The 18,312-nt window shown below is 61.3% G+C and carries 3 protein-coding genes; 1 reads left to right on the forward strand and 2 read right to left on the reverse strand.

Annotated features, from left to right (window positions below; translation table 11 throughout):
• Positions 1 to 34 precede the first annotated feature (34 nt).
• Positions 35 to 17,218 (reverse strand): calcium-binding protein, encoded by a 17,184-nt coding sequence (locus QO034_RS21155; protein ID WP_284487509.1) that lies wholly within the window; start codon positions 17,216 to 17,218, stop codon positions 35 to 37.
• 278 nt (positions 17,219 to 17,496) lie between these two features.
• Here QO034_RS21155 and QO034_RS21160 point away from each other — a divergent pair, with 278 nt between their 5' ends.
• The gene (locus tag QO034_RS21160) at positions 17,497 to 17,898 is read left to right on the forward strand and encodes a hypothetical protein (RefSeq protein WP_284487510.1); all 402 of its coding nucleotides are present in this window, start codon (positions 17,497 to 17,499) and stop codon (positions 17,896 to 17,898) included.
• Here the strand turns inward: QO034_RS21160 and QO034_RS23415 are convergent.
• Positions 17,895 to 18,143, reverse strand: a complete 249-nt coding sequence (locus QO034_RS23415) for a hypothetical protein (RefSeq protein ID WP_407696799.1) — start codon at positions 18,141 to 18,143, stop codon at positions 17,895 to 17,897. The genes QO034_RS21160 and QO034_RS23415 overlap by 4 nt on opposite strands.
• Positions 18,144 to 18,312: the final 169 nt, after the last annotated feature.

The raw sequence follows: 18,312 nt of genomic DNA on the forward strand, positions 1-18,312 counted from the left end.
CATGAATTAGCCTGAGCGGCGGTGCCGTCTACGGTCAGAGCCGCATCGACAGCAAATCGCCGATCAGGTCGAATTTCTGCCCGCTGCCCGCCGGTGCGGCACGTTCCGCCCGCTCAGCCACATGGGTTTCGGGCAATTCACCCCGCGCTTTCTGAAGCGCCGCAACATCAATCATCGCCAACTCGTCCTCGGACAACAGGTCGATGAAGTCTTCGCCATCGCCTGAAACAGCCGGATCCAACCGATCGAGATAGGCGAAATCGCCATCGTCCGGGTCGAACAGCAGGATGTCATGGCTTTGTATGACCGTCGGCGCACCAAAGGGACGCAACGGCATGGACGATTCCGCTGCCAGGTGCGACTGCATCACACCGTCCTCACTGTGGGCATGCCCAAGTCCGTGGCCGATTTCGTGTTCGAGCACCGAGGCGAGATCAAAGGACTCCCAACCAAATCCAGCCGCCGTGCCATCCACCAGGATCGTGCCATTGCCCATGTGGCGCGCCAGTTCCGCGCCCGGAATGTCGGCGATGAGGAACCGTGACGGATCGAAGCTGGCGAGTTGGCCGACGTCGGCACCTTTGGCTTCCCAGCGCAGCCGCGCGTCGGCGATGGCACTGGACAAGGCATCCCGCGTCAGCGCCGCGTCGATACCGACCTCGCTCAGCGGCAACGAAGCCGCGGTCAGCGACTGGCCTCCGATATATTGCGGGTCGTCGGTCTTCAGCGCAGCGTCGTCGTAGCTTGCCCCATCGATCGCGAACAGGCCTGCGTCGCCATCGGTGACGATCGACGCGAAGACATGGCTCAACGCCACGGTGCCATCGACTTCGACGTTGACGCTGCCGCCATGCAGCGACACCTCGAATTGATGGCCGGTGGAGGACAGATCGAAGTCAATCGACGTATCGATGGCAATCCTGCCATCCTTGACATGACCGATCAGGATTTCGTCATTGCCCACGTCAAGCGCGGCGAACTTAAAATTCTCACTGTCCGCAGCATCAAAGGCAAGGCCCGCGGTGCCTTCCGTGGCGATCTGCGCCTCGATCCAGAGGCGGGCAAAAACCTGTACGTCCAGCGTCTGCGTGGCCACCGCATAGTCGTCGGCGCCTGGATTGCCGGTCAAGCTTCCGGCAGCAAGCGTCCAGTCACCCGCCAGTGCCTGATAGCCGGACCCGGACTCGAAATCATCGCTGACGGTCTTGGTGATAACCGGCGGCAATTTCTGAACCTGCCAGTCATCGAACGATGCCTTGGCGTTATCGGTGCCAAGCCCCAGCAACCCGGTGTTCAGCGCCTCGTTGAAGGAGAAGGACGTGGCGTTGCCGTTGTTGACGTAGATCGTCGCCGCGCCGCCGTGCAGCACCAGCGTCAGGTTGTATTCGGTGCCGTGTGTCAGCTGCATGTTCGATTGCACATCGACGACCCAGCCTGCCTCGGTCCTGTGACCGATGCGGATCTTGTCCAGCCCCGCGTCATATCCGGCGAATTTGAAATCGGTTTCGCTTTGATAGTCGAAGATGATGTAGGCGTTGGAATTATAGCCTTGCTTGTCCTTCTCGACAGTCGTGCTGACCAGGACCTCCACATAATTCGGCATGGTCTTGTCGAGGTGGTGGATCGACACGGTTTCGCCGCCCACGACATCCGGACTGGCCTTGTAGGCACCGGACTGGACTGACCAGGAGCCCACATCCGCGGCAAAGGAAACGAGAGCATTCGGGTTGCCGCCGCCATTGCCGCCACCCGGACCCGTCGTCTCGTCAATGAACAACTCGCGACGCATGATTTCGCGCTGACCCTGAAGGTTGCCCGGCTGTGGATCGGCGGGGGCACCGGTCTGGTCCTGCCAATCGCGGTCGTGTTGCAGCACGAGGCCGATTTCGCCGAACGGCTCGTAATTGCGCACCGGGTCGGGATCGTCCGTGCGGCTGTCGAACAGCTTCTGATCGACGTAGAGTTCCGCATCCGGGACCGACGGCTGGATGACGCCTCCCGGATCGGTCCGCGCCATCACATCGGCCCCGTCGCTGTCGGACAGCGCATAGAGGAACTCGGGCAACTGCGGCTGAACGGTCCGGCTGATGTGGAACGCGCCGAAGGGAGAGAATGGCACCAGGTAGGAATTGAACTCGCCGACCCAGTCGATCGCCCGGTCCGCCCCGGTGTTGAGGATCAGCACGTCGCGCCCCGCACCGCCATAGGCGATATCGGCATAGGCCTGATATTCGTCGGACTGCGTGTTATCCAGCGCATCCGGTTCCGGCTGATGCGGATGGGTCCCGCCCTGACCGCTGTCATGGTCATCGTCCATGTTCAGCAGGTCGTCGCCCCGGCCGCCCCACATGTGATCGCGCCCGGTACCGCCGCCAATCCAGTCGTTGGCAAGATCGCCGAATATCCGGTCGTCGCCATCCGTCGGCAGCGCCGCGTCATCGTCGATGAAATCGTACCCCAGCGGGCCTTCCGTCTGGTCGAAATTCAGGATGAAGTTGATGACATTTCCGTTCCAGTCGTTGGATGCATCACCCGCATACCCGTCAATCGCCTCGATGACGGTTGGCGCCGTCGGATCGGAGATATCCAGCATGATCTTCCGGCGCGGGAAAAATTCGTCATAGAGCGCGAATTCGCTGGCGTTGCCCCGGTCTTCGAAGCGCAGGATATCGCCCGGATTGAACGGGGCGAAGGCCGTGCCGGTATCGAGATTCCAAAACGGCAGATCAGCAACGACGGAAAAGCCCGCCGGTCCGGTCGGCACGGTAACGTTGGTGGTCGTCTGCTGCGCCACCAGCACGTCATTGACCAGTTCGAAGCCCAGACCGTCGCCGTTGTAGTAGGTCGGCAGGGCTTCGGCGCCCGACACCGCGTCGTCGCCGTCACCGGCGTGAATGAAGTCCTGACCAAGCCCGCCGAAGATGATGTCATTGAAGCGCCAGCCCTTGTTGAAGCTGTCCAGTTCGGACAATTCGACGTCGTCGGTCCGGAAGGCGAACAGTTGGACAGACTTGTTCAGTTCGCCTTCGACGTTGATCACCGCACGCTGGATATTGCCCGGCGTCTCGATGATCGCGTTGATGGCGTTGGTATTGACCTCTTCGTTCGGCTTCAGCGGCCCCTGATCCGGATCCAGCATGCCGACACCGTGCAGCGCCTCACCCAGACCTGCGATATTGCGGCTGGTGAGGATCAAACCGTCGTCGCCCAGGATGCCGTCGCGACCGGTGCCGCCCAGCAGGAAGTCGATGCCAATACCACCGATCAGATCATCGTCTTCGGAGTTTCCGAAGATCACGTCATTGCCGGTCATACCGAAGAGGATGTCGTCGCCGGTCTCGCCGTAGATAAGGTCCCCTGCCCCGCGGGCGCTGGTCAGGAAGCGCAGGAAGTCGTTCCGTTCGAACGCGCTGGCGCCTTCCGTGACATATTCGTAACCGTAATCGACCAGATTGAAGGCCCGCACCCTTATGGTCTCGCCCAGCGGCGTATACCCGGAATCGACCGCGGTCGTGTCCCAGCCGGTATCCACGACGGATTCGTAATTGTAGACCGCAGGCGTATCGGGCGCCGTGACAATCTGGTAGATCTCGGCATTGTCCCCGAATATCGCGTCCGCGTCGCGTGCGTGACGAATATCCTCCGTCACGATGGTATCCAGACCGTCGAAGGCCACTTCCGCCCCGATCGCGATATCGCCGTCATTGCCGCCACCGAACTCGCCGTTGCGGAGCAGCACATTCGGATTGCCCGATCCGCCGTAGATCAGGTCGGCCCCGTCGGGACGATAGGTCTCGCCGAACGGGGAACCGTTGTAATTCGGGTCCTGATCGAAGAAGAACAGCGTCGAACTGCCACCGACGATGTCATCCTGGCCAAGCCCGCCGTAGATCCGGTCGGATCCGCCGTTGCCCTCGACATAGTCGTTGCCGTCATCCAGATCTTCGAAGACGCTGAAGGTCAGGCGATAGTCGCCGCCATCGATATCTGCCATCTGCAAGGCATCGAAGCTCGGATCGGCGCCCTGCGCCGGGTCATAGCCCAGCACCGGCTGGCCACCCTCGGCCATCACCGTCAGCGCACCATCACCCTGGATGATGTCGTCACCGAGTTGCCCCCACATCTCGTCATCGTCGAGTCCACCGACCATGATGTCGTTGCCGAAGCGCCGGCCATCCTGGTCCAGATCGGCCGGGTCACGGTTCAGCGCGTCCTGATAGGTCGCCTCGTCGTGGTCGAGCAGGTAAACCTTGCGCACCAGATCCATGTCCAGATGCGACGAATCCGCGCCGATATTGGCGTGGAAGCCGAAATCCGCATAGGCCAGACCTTCAAGCACATATGAGTCCATGATGTGCAGCGGCTGAGTGGTGTCACCCAGCATGCGGAACCGCGGGCTGAGGTCGTCCAACTTGCGGATGACAATGGCGTTGTCGCCCGTCATCACGTCGTCATCGACGCCGCCGTCCATGTAGTCATTGAACTCCTTGTTCACCGCCGGGTTCAGATCTCCGAGCACGGCACCCGGGAACGCGGTTGCACCGAACTGCGCCTCGATCCCCGCTTGCGTCGCGGCATCGAGCGGATCGAGATCGTCATCTCCGAGCGCCACATTGTGGCCGCCGATCATGTCATCGTCGCCATCATTGCCCCACATCAGGTCGTCGCCCTGACCGCCGATCATGATGTCGTGCGCACCGTTGCCGAAGAGCACGTCGCCCAGGCCGTCGTGTTCTTCCAGCGTGAAGATCGAGAAGAAGTAATTGTTGATAAAGACCGGTTGCGCCCCGGTGTCGATGTTCGGATACACCTTGGCGTGATCGCCAAAGATCAGATCGTCGCCATCGGCGGCATCGGTTTCCGCGTCGGTTTCGATCACGGCCGAAATCGAACCTTCCTCCCCGTCAGGCGAATCGCCATAGATCAGGTCTGTGAAGGTGCCGCCAATGATCGTATCGCCCGCGCCGTTGCCTTCGATCCGGTCGTAGCCGCCGAGGTTGGGATCGATGGTCGCGATCCGGTCAAGGTCGTGCGGGAAGGCACCCAGATCGACATTGCTGACATCGGGCCGGTTGGCGATGGTATCCGCGTTCAGGATCCAGGTCAGTTCGCCATTGTCGCCGAGGATGATATCGGATCCCGCCGCCATGCCGACGCCAGTGGACATGACGGTAAGATGATGGTCGGATTCACCAAAAAGCGTATCGTCGTTGAAGCCACCCAAGATGATGTCACCGGCTTCGTTGCCCTCGATCGTGTCCATGCCGCCCTGGCCGGTTTCCGCCGAGGTCAGTATCGTCACGGTGTCGCCATTGAGCGCCCCATTGAACACATCGAACCCGTCAAACCGCATGTCGCCGCCGTCACCAAGCAGCGAATCCGCCCCCGGAAGCGAACCGGGGTTGTCGCTGTCGATCAGTGCGGTCAGCGTGCCGTCGCCATAATACAGGTCACCCCAGATCAGGTCGCCCGCCGTGCCGCCCATGGCCACATCGCCGCCGCCGTTGCCGAAGATCAGATCCTGACCGCCAAGGAAACCGCCGCCGGTGGTCGTTCCGGTCTTGAAGGTCTGAATCCGGTCGAGTGTCGCATTGCTGGCATCGCCGGCCCCGAGGATTGCCTCAGCGGTCGCCACGTCGAACCGCAGAATGCCTTCGTCGCCGAGAATGACGTCTTCGCCCGCCGTGCCGACGTGGCCCGGCAGCTTCGCTTCACCGAAGAGCAGATCGGGATTGGCCGCCCCTGCCCCGTTGACGCCGCCGATGATGATATCGGCGCGGTCGTTGCCGTGTATCTCGTCACCGTCGCCATCGGTTTCGGCCAGGTCGATGGTTTCGATCCGGGTGATGTTCCCGGCAAAGCTGTCCGCCGAGTCATACAGCGTAACCCGCCCCTGATCGCCGATCAGGATGTCCTGACCGGCCTGAGCCGACAGAACGTCGTAGACGTTCGGGAGCCCTTCGTCGTTGTCGCCCAGCATCACGTCGGCGCCGGTCCCGCCAATGGCAATATCGTCGTTCTCGTTGCCGAAGATCGTGTCGTTGCCGCCCAGGTCGAAAGCCTTGGTGATGATGAAGTCGAGGCTGAACGGATCGTCGTCGAGCGCCGGAGCCGCGTAGCCGAACTGCATCTCGGCCATTGTCGGCGACCCGAGCAGATCGTGGCTGCTGTCGAAGTCGCTGTAAACCAGGATGCCCTCGTCGCCGACAATGATGTCGTCGTCTTCGTTGCCGCGCAGGATGTCACCCGCGCCGCCGCCCAGAATGACGTCGATCGCCTCATTGCCTTCGATCGTATCCTGCCCGACATTCGCGTTCGGGAATAGTCCGGCATCGTCGTCGGTGGTCTCGATCCGCACGATCAGCGGCAGCGGGGTCACACCCTCGGGGATGGCTCCTTCCACCAGGTCGGCCGGATCGAACAGCGTGTCGTTGAACAGGACTTCACCCTGATCGCCGATCAGCACGTCCTCGTCAGGGTTGGCGTCGGCCTGGTTGGAAAGACTGTTGTCGCCCCGGATCGTATCGGCAAAGGACCCGCCGATGACGATGTCCTTGTCGCCGCCGCCGGAAACGGTGTCCATGCCGCCCACGCCGCCATCGAGCGACCGCACGTAGTCCAGCCCCGGCCGCGCCGGATCGCTGCCCACAGCGTCGCCATAGAGCACCTCTCCGTTGTCGCCGATGATCACGTCGCTGGCGTCGTTGCCGGTCATCACATCGCCATCCGCACCGCCGAGCATGATGTCGTTGCTCTCGTCGCCGCTCATGGTGTCCGAACCGCCCGTGGCATTGGAGTTATCGGTGGTGGCAATCCTCTGAATCCGCGACACGATCGGATCAAGCGTGTCATCCAGCGGGTTTTCCAGCAGGTATTCGATCTGCCCGTTGTCGCCGATCATCACGTCTTCGTCGGACACGGTTGCGTCTTCGCCGAGCGGCCCGCCGTCATAGTCGCCGCGGCCGAACATCTCGTCCGCACCGCGACCGCCGATCAGGATATCCGAACCGCGATTGCCGCTGATGATATCATCATAGGAATAGGTGTCGTCTCCGGCGGAATCCGAAGCGATGAATTGCCGCAACCGGAAAGCGAACTGCACCCGGCCCGCGTCGCCGATCAGGATGTCTTCATCCGCGGGGATCGGACCGGACGGCGGATCCGCCGGATCAAAGTCCCCGAACATGGTGTCATCGCCGGCGCCGCCAAATCCCAGGTCGTCGCCTTCGCCGCCCACCACATAGTCGTGGCCGTCGGTATTCCGGAACACGGTCAGCGCAAGGTCCAGCGTGCGCGGATTGCCGTCCTCGGCCGCGAAGGGCAGTTCGGTCAGGGCCACATCGCCGATCAGGCGATGGCCGTCACCGTCGATCTCGTGCCCTGTCCGGCTGACAAAGCTCGCCGCTGTCGGCAAGGAGCCGAAGTCGAAATACGCAAGCAGCCCGTCGTCGCCAAAGATGATGTCATTGCCGGCGCCGCCATCGGCAGAGTCGTTGTCGGCGCCGCCGAAGATGAAGTCAGGGCCGGCCTGGCCGTAGATCTCGTCGTTGTCCTCGTCGCCAAAGATGATGTCGGCCCCGCGTCCGCCTTCGATGATATCGTTGCCCGGGTTGCCGCGGATGAAGTCATTGTTATCGTCACCGAAGATCACGTCCGCGCCATCGTCGCCGACACCGGCCAGATAGCCCGGCGCGGTATCCTCGCGGAAACCGTAGATCACGTCATCCTGATCGCCGCCCCTGATCGTATCGGCATCCGCGCCGCCCCACAGCTGATCAAAACCGCGCTCGCCATAGATCACGTCTTCGCCATAGCCGCCGTCGATCATGTCGTCGCCGCCGCCGCCATAAACGGTATCGTCGCCGCCATGCGCGTAGATCGTGTCGGGCGAGTCGTTGAGATTGTCGGTCGACCGGATCTCGAGCAGTTCGAAACTGCCGGTTTCGGCAAACAGCATGCGCGCCAGATCACCAAAGATCAGGTCAGCGCCCGACAGGTCGTCCAGCACGTTGTAAGCGCCATCGCCGCCAATCCGGTCGCTGCCGCCGCCGCCGAAGATGACGTCGCCATCCTCACCGCCCTGGATCGTGTCGTCGCCATCCTTGTCCGAGAAGGACGCGCTGATCCGGCGATAGGTCAGGGCCTCGTCGGATTCGAGTTTGCCGAAGGCGGCCTTGTAGCCGAACGACGTCGAAGCCGCGCCGCTGCCCGGAACCAGCGTGATGCTGGCCAGATCGCCAAAGATCAGGTCGCGCGCGGCGCCGCCATCGATGAAATCGTTGCCCTCACCGCCCTCGATCAGTTCGCGGCCCGAACCGCCGTAGATCGAATCCGCGCCGTCGTTGCCGCGAAGAATCCCGCCGCCGCTGCCGGCCGCCACATCGATGGTGTCGGCCCCGCTGCCGCCTTCGAAGAATACCGGCATGCCGATATCGTCGTGGACTTGCAGCAGATCGTTATACTCGCCGCCATAGCCGATAATGAAGTCGCCGCTGTAGCGCTGCGCCGCACCTTCACCCACGCCCAGTTCCGGCGCCCAGATCAGCACGTCGTTCCCGTCGTCCCGAATGTGGAACAGCTCTGCAATGTCATTGGTATTGCCGTGCAGGCGCGCCGCCGCGTTTGGCCCCATGTGCAGCAAGATGCCATTGTCGCCGCGTTCGGTCGCGAGGATCGGTTCGCGATCGAATTCGATCGAGAACTCGAACAGCGTGATCTGGGGCGTGATGTCGAAGGTGAACTTGGCCAACAGGATCTTAAGATAGGCGCGGATCTGGAATGCCAGTTCCGCCGAGATATCGAAGATCGCGACCGGCGCGAGCAGCGGGTCGCCATAGTTCAGTTCGTAAAGGAAGTTTCCGAGGATCTCGTTGATGCGCACCCGGCCGTCGCCGTCCGGATCGTTGAGGTCGAAGTTTGCCGTGAAGATGATCGCGGCCTCGATGCCCGCGCTGGCGATGCCGGCATTCAGTTCGGCGCCGAGCGAAAATTCTCCGACCAATTGCAGTTCCGGTACGTCCGGTCCGGAGCCGTCCGGGTTGGCCGTGTCGGAAATATAGAACCCCGCGACCAGGTCGAGCGGATTTTCGAAGTTGCCCTCGGCAAATCGCTGCACCCCCAACGTGTCGTAGCCGAAGGCAAAATCGGCCAGGAAGCCGATGCCGACTCCGATCTTGCCCCAGAGGGGTCCGTAGATCATGAAGCTCTGTTCCCAGGTGAACTCCACCTTGAACGGCGCCAGATCGTAGGTGATCAGCACCATCGGCCGCCCCATGAGCGCGCCGAAGATCTGCGTGGGATCCTTGAGGAACGGGAAATCGAAGCCATATTCGCCCGTGTCGTATTCACCGCCCAATACCGAGGTGACGGCCGAGGTCGGGTCATTGGCGCCGCCGCCGCCAGAAAGCAGGCCGCCGATATCGTTCAAGGCGCCGGTCACGTCGTCGAAGATGTCCGAGAAACCCTGGATGATCGTGTTGTCATCCAACATGCCGGCAAACGTGTCGAACAGGTCGCCGCCTTCCGAGGTTGCCTGAGCAAAGTCGAATGTCGGGTCCGTGAGCTGGTCGCTGCTGAGAATGCCGGAGCCGAAGATCGTGAAGCTGCCCAGACTCAGCTTCACCGAATCCGCGTCCGCTGGAATCGAGTTGACGAAGCTGATCAGGTCGGCAATGGCGTAGATCAGGCTCGGATCGAACTCGCCGAACTCGGCGGCGATATCGACCAATGCGATCGGCCGCCCGGCCAGGTCCGACACGCCCGGAATAGGTGCCGTCAGGATATCGATGATCGGCTGCAGCGGTTCGGTATATTCCTGGATCTGCGACACAATCGGACCGAGGAAATCGCCGATGAACGACCCTAGGTCCAGCGCAACGTCATCGATCCGCAAATAGTCGCGACCATGCTCCAGCCCGAAATCGAACCCGTCGTCGAACAGGCTCATCGCCGCCGGGTCCCAATGGAACGCCAGCGTGCCTTCGAGCGCCGGCATGATGCCCGCCACCACCGGCGGCAACAGATCGGTATTGAAGCCGAGATTCAGCATGATGTTGAGATCGGCCGACGGATCGAACATGACGTCGATGTCCAGGTCGCCCATCTCGTAGAAACTCAGCCGTCCGTTGTCGCCGTCATCGAGATCGATGATAAATTCGGCGCTCACGATGTTGGAATCGTCGATGCCGTCACCGTTTCCGTCAGCACCGCCTGTCGCATCGAAGGCGAGGAAACCGAGCGCCCCATGCAGGTTGGCGCCGGGCGAGAACCCGGCCTTGGCGCTGAACAGCAGGTCATCATCGCCGGACAGGTCGATATAGGCACCGTCATCGTAGCTGATACCCACCCCGAAACCGAATTCGTAGTGGAACTCTGCCACCAGATCGCCGTCAAAGCTCAGCCCGAGCGCCGGGATCAGGCTTAGGTCGAAATCCAGATTCACCTCGGGTGCGTAGGTGTCCTCGAAGAAGAAATCCCATTGCAGGGAATCCACGTCGCCGAAATCCGTCAAAGTCGGAATTTCAACACCGAACTCGTCAAAATACGTCAGCGGCAACAGGGCCTTCAGCGCGTCGAAGTCCGAGATGCCGTTGCCGAACATCTTGAGGCCGGTCTGGATAACCGGGACGTTCAATGCATTCAGCGCGTCCTCGATGAAGTCCGGCATGCTGGGCAGGTCGATATTGTTCAGGCCAGGCCCAAGCAGGCTGACAAAGAGACCCTGGATCAGTTCGGCCAGCGATTCCTCGGTCAGCGCCGTATTCTCGATCAGGTCGAAAAGCGGATCGATCAAATTGACCCGCATATCTTCGAGGAATTCCGAGCCGCCTTCCAGGCTGTCGCCGATGACCGGCAGCTTGACGCCCAGGATTTCGCCCGACATCACCCCCTGCAATGTGTCGAGCAGCAGGTCGATGGCCTCGATCAAGAGATTGGCCGAGGACAGCAGGTCGAAGTTCAGGAAGACGCTGGGGTCGATTTCCGGCATCGTGAACTGGTTCACGATGAAGGAGAAATCGGACGAATCCAGCTCTATGTCGACGCGGATATCGCCGAGATAGTCGGATTGCGTCGGGAAAAAGACCGGGAAGGTCAGGTCGAAGGTGGCCGGCCCGAGGATCAGATCGAACGCGCTGAACGCTGCTCCGATATCGGACAGGCTCACGCGGGTGTCGGCATCATCATCGGTCGACAGATCCAGACCCAGTTGGATTGCCGCATCACCGTCGATGATCGCCACGCCAAGCGGGCCGAGCGAGCCGTTGAAGAACAGGTTCACGGCCGAAGCGTCGAGCGACAGGTTCAGGTGGGTATCGTCTTCGTGGGTAAAGAGGAACACTTCGCCCAATGCGTCCGACCCGCCGTCGTCGTCGAGGTCGATGCCCGCAGTCAGGATTGCATCCACCTCGCCGGCCACGTTGAGGTCGGCATTGGCGACCAGCGACAGGCCCGGCAGCGGATTGTCGGTGATGCCGTCGAGCGACAGGTCCACATCGAGCGGCTCGCTCAGCGCGCGGCTGAGGTTCAATGCGATCTTCAGCAAGTCGCTGGCATCGCCGTCGCCGCCCGGTCCGCCGCCGTCGTTGTCATCCGCCAGTTCCAGGTCGATGATCGACGGGCCTTCCGGCAACCCAAAGCTCTCGCGGATCTTCTGGGTCAGCGCCTGCAGGTTCGGCGGCGGATTGTTGACGATGTCGTCGACCGCGTCGCCAAATGTCTTGGCCACGCCGATCAGGTCGTCGAAGGTTACCCCGATAATCGGAATTTCACGCTGCAGAATTTCGTTGCCGGCATATTCCAGAAGGAAATCCCTGAGCGCCACAAGCGCACCCAGCACGTTGTCGAATGTAACGTCCTGGAATTGAGCGAGCGCGTCGAGGTTGGAATAGGTCACGTCGATGATCGGCGCCACCGGACCATAGAACATGTGCGCATTGCCCGACCCCGCCGCCAGGTCCAGATAGAGCCCCCCCTCAAGTGCGGATTCCGTCGCCGCCAACTGGATATTGTCGTTATCGACCTTGTGGACGTAATAGCGGTTGCCGTCGGTCAGACCGTCTATCGCGGTGCCCCCTCCGGCATCGTAGGTGACATGGCTGCCTTCCAGAAAGCCGTGCCCGATGATGTTGATGGTATCGGCCGCAACAGCCGAGCCGGCGTCGAAGGCGCCCGAGAAGTTGAACGGATTGCCGGGATTGACCAGCGTCAATACGATCTCGGCCGACCCGCCGAGGCTGAGCCCGCTGGGCAGAGTCCCGCCTCCGCCCAACGCGACCGAAAAGACCAGCGAGTCGTCGATGTCGGAATCCGCATCGTCGCCATCGACGACCTCCAGATCCGGGAATTCCAGCACCTCGGTCAGATCGAACACATCGACCTCGCCATCGCCATTCAAATCCGTGCTGAGGGCGTCGAAGAACCGGGCCAGGGTGACCTTCTGTTCGGCCAGGTCCAGACCCAGTTGCAGAGACAAGGCGCCACTGCCCGTCAGCTCGATGCCGACGAAGCCGAAGTTCGCGGAAATCGTCGATCCGTCGGTATCGTTGAAGTCCGGCGACACGGTCAGGTTGACGGCAAGTATCGGGTCGGAGCCGTCATGTTCAAGGAACAGCCGATCCTCGAAGTCGAGCTTGCCGACCTCATCCCCCATGATCACGCCGTCGAGCAAGTTGAAGTCCGCGCCCGAGCCGGTCTGGTCTTCCTGCGCGATGCGCTGGACATCCGCGGCGTGCAGGCCCAGCCCGTAAACCGCCCTGGAACCGTTCACGCTGTCGATCCGGAACAAATAGCCGCCGTCAAAGCTGCCGTCCTCGACCGAAAGCCCGGTCCGGGTCGTGTTGTAATCCACGGTAAGGCCGGAGCCGCCACCCTGGATCGAACTCACCACATCGGCGAGGTCATCGTCGCCGCTAAGATCGATCCCGATAATCGACCCGTCGCTCTTGTAGACCAGAAGATCGTCGTTGGTCGCGACCAGCGTGTGATCGCCGTCCGGGATCGACGCCTCGTCCTGTTGAACCACGTGCGTCGCTTCATATAGCTTCAGATCGTCGATGGCGGCGGTATTGTCGGTCGTATTCACCTCGAAAGAAAGCACGGACGGGTCGGTGGCCTGGATCACCAGACGGCCGCCGTCGAACGTGGCCCCGAACAGGTCGCGGCTGTAACCGCCATCCTCCAACGCCTCGTTGATCGCCCGGTCCACATCATTGACCAGCTGGAAGACGAAGCTGTTGTCGCGGGCCTCGTATTCGGAAAGTTCGACCGTTACGGTCTGGTCGCCGCCGCCGGTGTCGAACACCAGGTCAAATGTCGTGTCTTCCGCCGGTCCGTAGAAGCCGGGCGCAAAACTCGCGGCAGTGGAGTGCAGAACCGGTTCGGCGGAACTGCTGGCGGTCAGACCAAGCAGCGTCGCCTCGTTCAGGCCGATCTCGATCCTGGTGATATCCGGTGCGATCGCGCGCAGGGCGATTTGACCAAGTCCGACCTGCTCGGCGATCAGCGTGTCATCCAGATTGGCGTTGTCGAGCGCCTGGTTGATGTCATCGACCAGGTCCCGGATCGACGTATTGTCCTCGGTATCCGTGGCATCGACCGTGACCGTCGTGTACAGCCCGGCCCCATTGAGCCGGACCGTAAAGTCCTGTGTCGCGTCCAGCCGACCGAACCGCAGCGCGATATTGTCCTCGTTGGCCTCCAGAAAGTCTTCTCCGATCAGCGAAATGCCGGCTGTCGTCGCGCTCGACGGCAAGCCGATCTCGCCATCTGCGGAATCCACCGTGATCGAGGCGACCGAGGCATCGACGCCGGCAAAGGCGATCGACTGGCCCGAGCGAAAGGCGACGACGAGCCCATCAAGAACCGAACCCGCGATCTCGCCGTTGATGCGGTCGACCAGGTCATTGACGCTGTTGGCCTCCTCGATGTCCAGGTTGAGGATAGTCAGAGTCTGACCCGCTGCGGCGATGTCAAAGGTGGTGGTGGTTCCGTTCGGATCGCTCGGTTCGAAGGTTTCGCCCACGAACATGACCGTGGCGGCACTGGAATCGCGCAAACCCAATTCGGTATAGGCCGGATCGCCGAACCCGCCGAGCCCCGTGATCGCGGCCGGAGTAACAAAGACATCGAAGGTATCGACACCGGCTCCGTCGATGGCGCGGAGCACGATGCGGCCGCCAACCTCGGCGGCCTGGATCTGGGTCGCGAGCGTGGCATTGGCGGCCTGGATCGCATCGTTGATATCGCCGATCAGATCCGCGGTTTCGGTGTTGTCGTCGGTGACATCGTCGTTCGGATTCAACCCGAACCTGTCGGCATTGATCGTCACCAGATGCACCGTGCCGCCATTGACACGGATCGCGAAGTGCGCGTCATCCGACAACCGGCCCTGGATCAGGTCCACCGGCGCGGCGCCGGTGACGGCAAGACCGTCCGTGATCCCGACATCGTCGCCGCCATTGAGATCGGAAAGCAGGAAGAGCTCATCCGGAGACCCCGGACCGGTCAACGTGATCGCAGTGGAACTCGACAGGTCGAAGCCCAGTAGCAGCTTGAGCGAAACCTTCGAGGAGATCTCGATTCCGGCCTCCACAGAGACCTCACCGATCGGTCCCAGATCCAGATCGAAATCCGCCGCCGGCAGCTGGTCCGACGGGTCGAGGTCAAGCTCGGCGCTGACCGGATAGACCAGTTCCTCATCATCATAGCGATAGGTCGGGTCTTCCGACGCCAGACCAAGCGTTTGCAGCCGCGATCCCAGCTCCTGCACCGTGCCAAAGGTTGGCAGAACCACCACACCCGCATCCGGGTCATCGAACCGCCGCAGCAACCGGTTCTCGGACGCCAGGAAGGTTTCGTCGTCGCCGTCGTCGTTGTAGATGAACCGTTCGGAAATCAGTTGCGCGAAATCGACATTCTCGCCAATCACCGAATCGACATAGGGAATGTCGAACCCGCCCAACAAGTCCGTGGTCGGCAACCGGTCTGCCAGCCCGCGCAACTGGCTGATCATGTTGATCACTTCGGCGGAGCCAAGAACAGCGAAGTTCAGAAACTTGTCCTCGTCGCCATCGTCATCGGTGATGGTTGTCTGGTCCTGGAGGTCCACGCGAAGAACACCGGCGAAATCCGTGACCTCGACGATATCGGAAAACAGGTCATAGCCGCCGGACCCGTTGGACTGCACCAGGTCGTCGGTGATCACGATTTCCAGAGTGTCAAGGTTGCCGCCATCCACGGTGAGACCGGACTTGGCGTCGAGATCCAGCGTGATCTCGAACGCATCGTTGGCCGGGTTGATATCGACGTCGAACAGCTTGGCAAAGTTGTTGTCGGCCGCATCGACGAACTCACTCGCGGTGATCCGGTAATCCGCGCTGAGCGTCAGCGTGCGGGTGATCTCCAGCGGCTCGCTGCCGGTCGACAGAACCAGATGATCGGAACCGTCGACCGATGCCGTCACGTCGCCAAGACCTGCCGCCTGCAGATCGGCGTTGACCTCGCTCAGGAACTGGCTCCGGCGCAGGGCTTCGTCCACCCCCGGGAAGCCGGTGTTGGGCGATCCGGTCGACGCGGTGACATGCACACGCCGGACAAGGTTGCCATCGTACACGATAATGACATGGGTATCGACCGAGAACTCCGAGGTGAAATCGAACGCATTGTTCGCGGTCAGATCGCCGGATGCGCTGTAGATATTCTGAGAGTTAAAGCCCAACGGCACCGAATTGGAGGAGGCGAGCGTCAGGGTCATTTCACCGGACCCGTTGAAGCCCACATCCACCAGCCCGGTCCCGGGCAGTTCATCGTTGAGTTCGGATTGCAGGGCGGTGTCGATCCCGGACTGGTCCGTGTAGTCATTGGCGGGCAGCGTGATCGTGAACGGGTCCGGCTCCCCTGCCCCCGTCCCGGCCCCGATGGTGATATCGAATATGACATCGTAGAGCAGGTTGAAATCGGTCAGTTCATCCGCCGCGGTCAGCGAACCCGTGGAACTCGAAACCTCTCCGTCTCCGCCGGCGGCGAAACTTCCGTCGGTAAAGCCCAGATGTTCGGGGCTCGACGGGTCCAGCAGCGCCGCGGTGAACGGCAGATCGAGCACGAACGCGCTGCCGGACTGCGCCTGCATTCCCAGGAATCCCACATGCACGGTGGTGCCGGTCAGATTCTGATTGGCATCGATCGTAAAGCCCAGATCACCGCCCGGCACGAACACGAAACTCGACGCGGAGGTGGTGGCCGAGATGGTCATGGTCATGTCGAAATCGGCAGAGACATAGACATCCGGGAACGGCGAATAGTTGGACTGGCTGAGCAGGCTTTCGAGCGGCGTCGATATCTCCAGCTTCTCGGCATAGTAACCGAGGTCCAGGAGCCAGTTGTTGGCGAAGTCCAGGTTCATGTTCGTGGAGAACACGAATTCGTTGCTGGGATGACCGACATGCGTCGTGCCGGAGAAGTCCACGTTGATGAAACCGCTGACATCGATCGGTTCATTCAGAGTGTTGAGGAAGAAATTGAAGCCGGTGACGCCGAGCGCCCCGTGAAACAGGACTTCCATGTCGGTCGGGACAGTGGACGCGCCATCGAAATATGTCGCCGGGAAGGCCTGCAGGAAGTCCACGATCGGCGACGTTATGAGGATATCCGCCGCCTCGCCGAACGACACCTGGCCGTCTTCGTTCATGTCCATGAGAACGGCGGCGCTTTCCGTGCTCAGCGAAAAGATGGTCAGGGCGTCGTATATCTCACTGGCGTCGTCGGACCCGCCGGTGATGTTCACGGCGGGACTTGTGTTGACCGCGGCAACGACCGAAGCCCGGTCGGGCACCTCGCCGTCGTTGTTGACGTCCACGTTCATCGCGAACAGTTCATGTACCATCGGGTTGAGCACACCGTCCACCGGCGAGGCGTGACGCAGCCCCGGCACCAGCGGCGCGAAATTCTCGTCGTGTTCCAGCAGGTAGGTCAGCGCGTCGATGACGCCGGTGTCGTCACCGGCGGAACCCGATAGCCCGTCCTGGATCGCGGCGATACTGACAAGGTGATCCGCGCTCAGGAGCAGACGCGGTTCGATCGGCTCGACCGGACGAGGTATCGGCGCCGCGGGCTTGCGACGTTTCAATGGCAGGGGGCCGAGCCTTGTCTGAGTTCGTGGCGGTGTCCAGAGGATTTCAGTAGCGTCTTTGATGGCGGTGCGCGGTTGAAATGGGTAGGCCATGGAATGGCTCCTGATCTCCTGGCCGCTCGGAAGCCGAGCGAAGCAATGACTTTTCAGACAGCTTCAAACCGGTTGATCGCTCCGCCACGCCGAATCGCTCGTGGGAAGTCAAATATTATTTCAATTTTTCAACCTGCTACGCAAATGTCTGGTATGCTCGAATGGAATCTGGAACCCGAATTGCACTGAACTGGCGTGTCAATGCTGCGTCAAACAATACCATAGTTTGGACATTCTTGCCACATCTGGCTTTGGCACCTGGGAGGTGGAAAACTGGAATGAACGCGACATCAAGGGTCTGGTCGACAGCATGCGCTCTGGCCGTTTGCGCCGCTCTGAGCCTGCCCGGCCCGGCCTTTCCGCAGTCGCAGAGCTTCGCGGCAACCGCCTCATTGCCCGCCGGCTCCTACCGGGGAATCCGGCTGACTGGCGTACCAGCAGGCTCCGAGTTGCGTATCGACGTGCGCACCACCGCATTGCTGACCGTCTACCTGATGACCGAAGCCGAAGCCCTTCGGTTTCCCGATGGATCCCGACCGGTCGCGAAAGTCCAGGCGGACGGCGACCATAGATTGACCATTTGGGCACCTGAAGCCGGCAGGTACATGGTCATCCTCGACAATCGCGAAGGCGCATCGGAGGAACAGGTGGCCATAGCTGTCACAGTCTCACTTGACTAGGCCACCGACTCACAAGATCGCAACCGGATACGGATCGAGGCGAGTTGGACGGAGGCGGGACAGTTGTCCGCGCGTTTGTCGTATCGCGTCGCAACGGCGCCGAAGTTTTTGAGTTTGTTGAAGAACTTCTCCGCGAGATTGCGCGCCTCGGAGAGGTCGACGTCGAAGGGACAGCTTTTCACGCGGTTCGGCATCAGCCGGATAACCGCCTCCCCGAGGTCATCGCAGGGGTTGAGCTCCGCCAACGCCTCCACCGCCTTCAAACCGCCGCTTGATCAGGCGTCACCAACTTCTGACGGGGCGGTAAAAAGTGGATTCCTGTTTTGGATTCAGGCCGGTACAGTTGGCCATGATTACGATACGAGATCGATTGACCGGGGATCTGTTTGATCGCTGGTCGGAAATAAGCCCCAA

The sequence above is a fragment of the Sedimentitalea xiamensis genome (assembly GCF_030164465.1).
GTDB lineage: Bacteria > Pseudomonadota > Alphaproteobacteria > Rhodobacterales > Rhodobacteraceae > Sedimentitalea > Sedimentitalea xiamensis.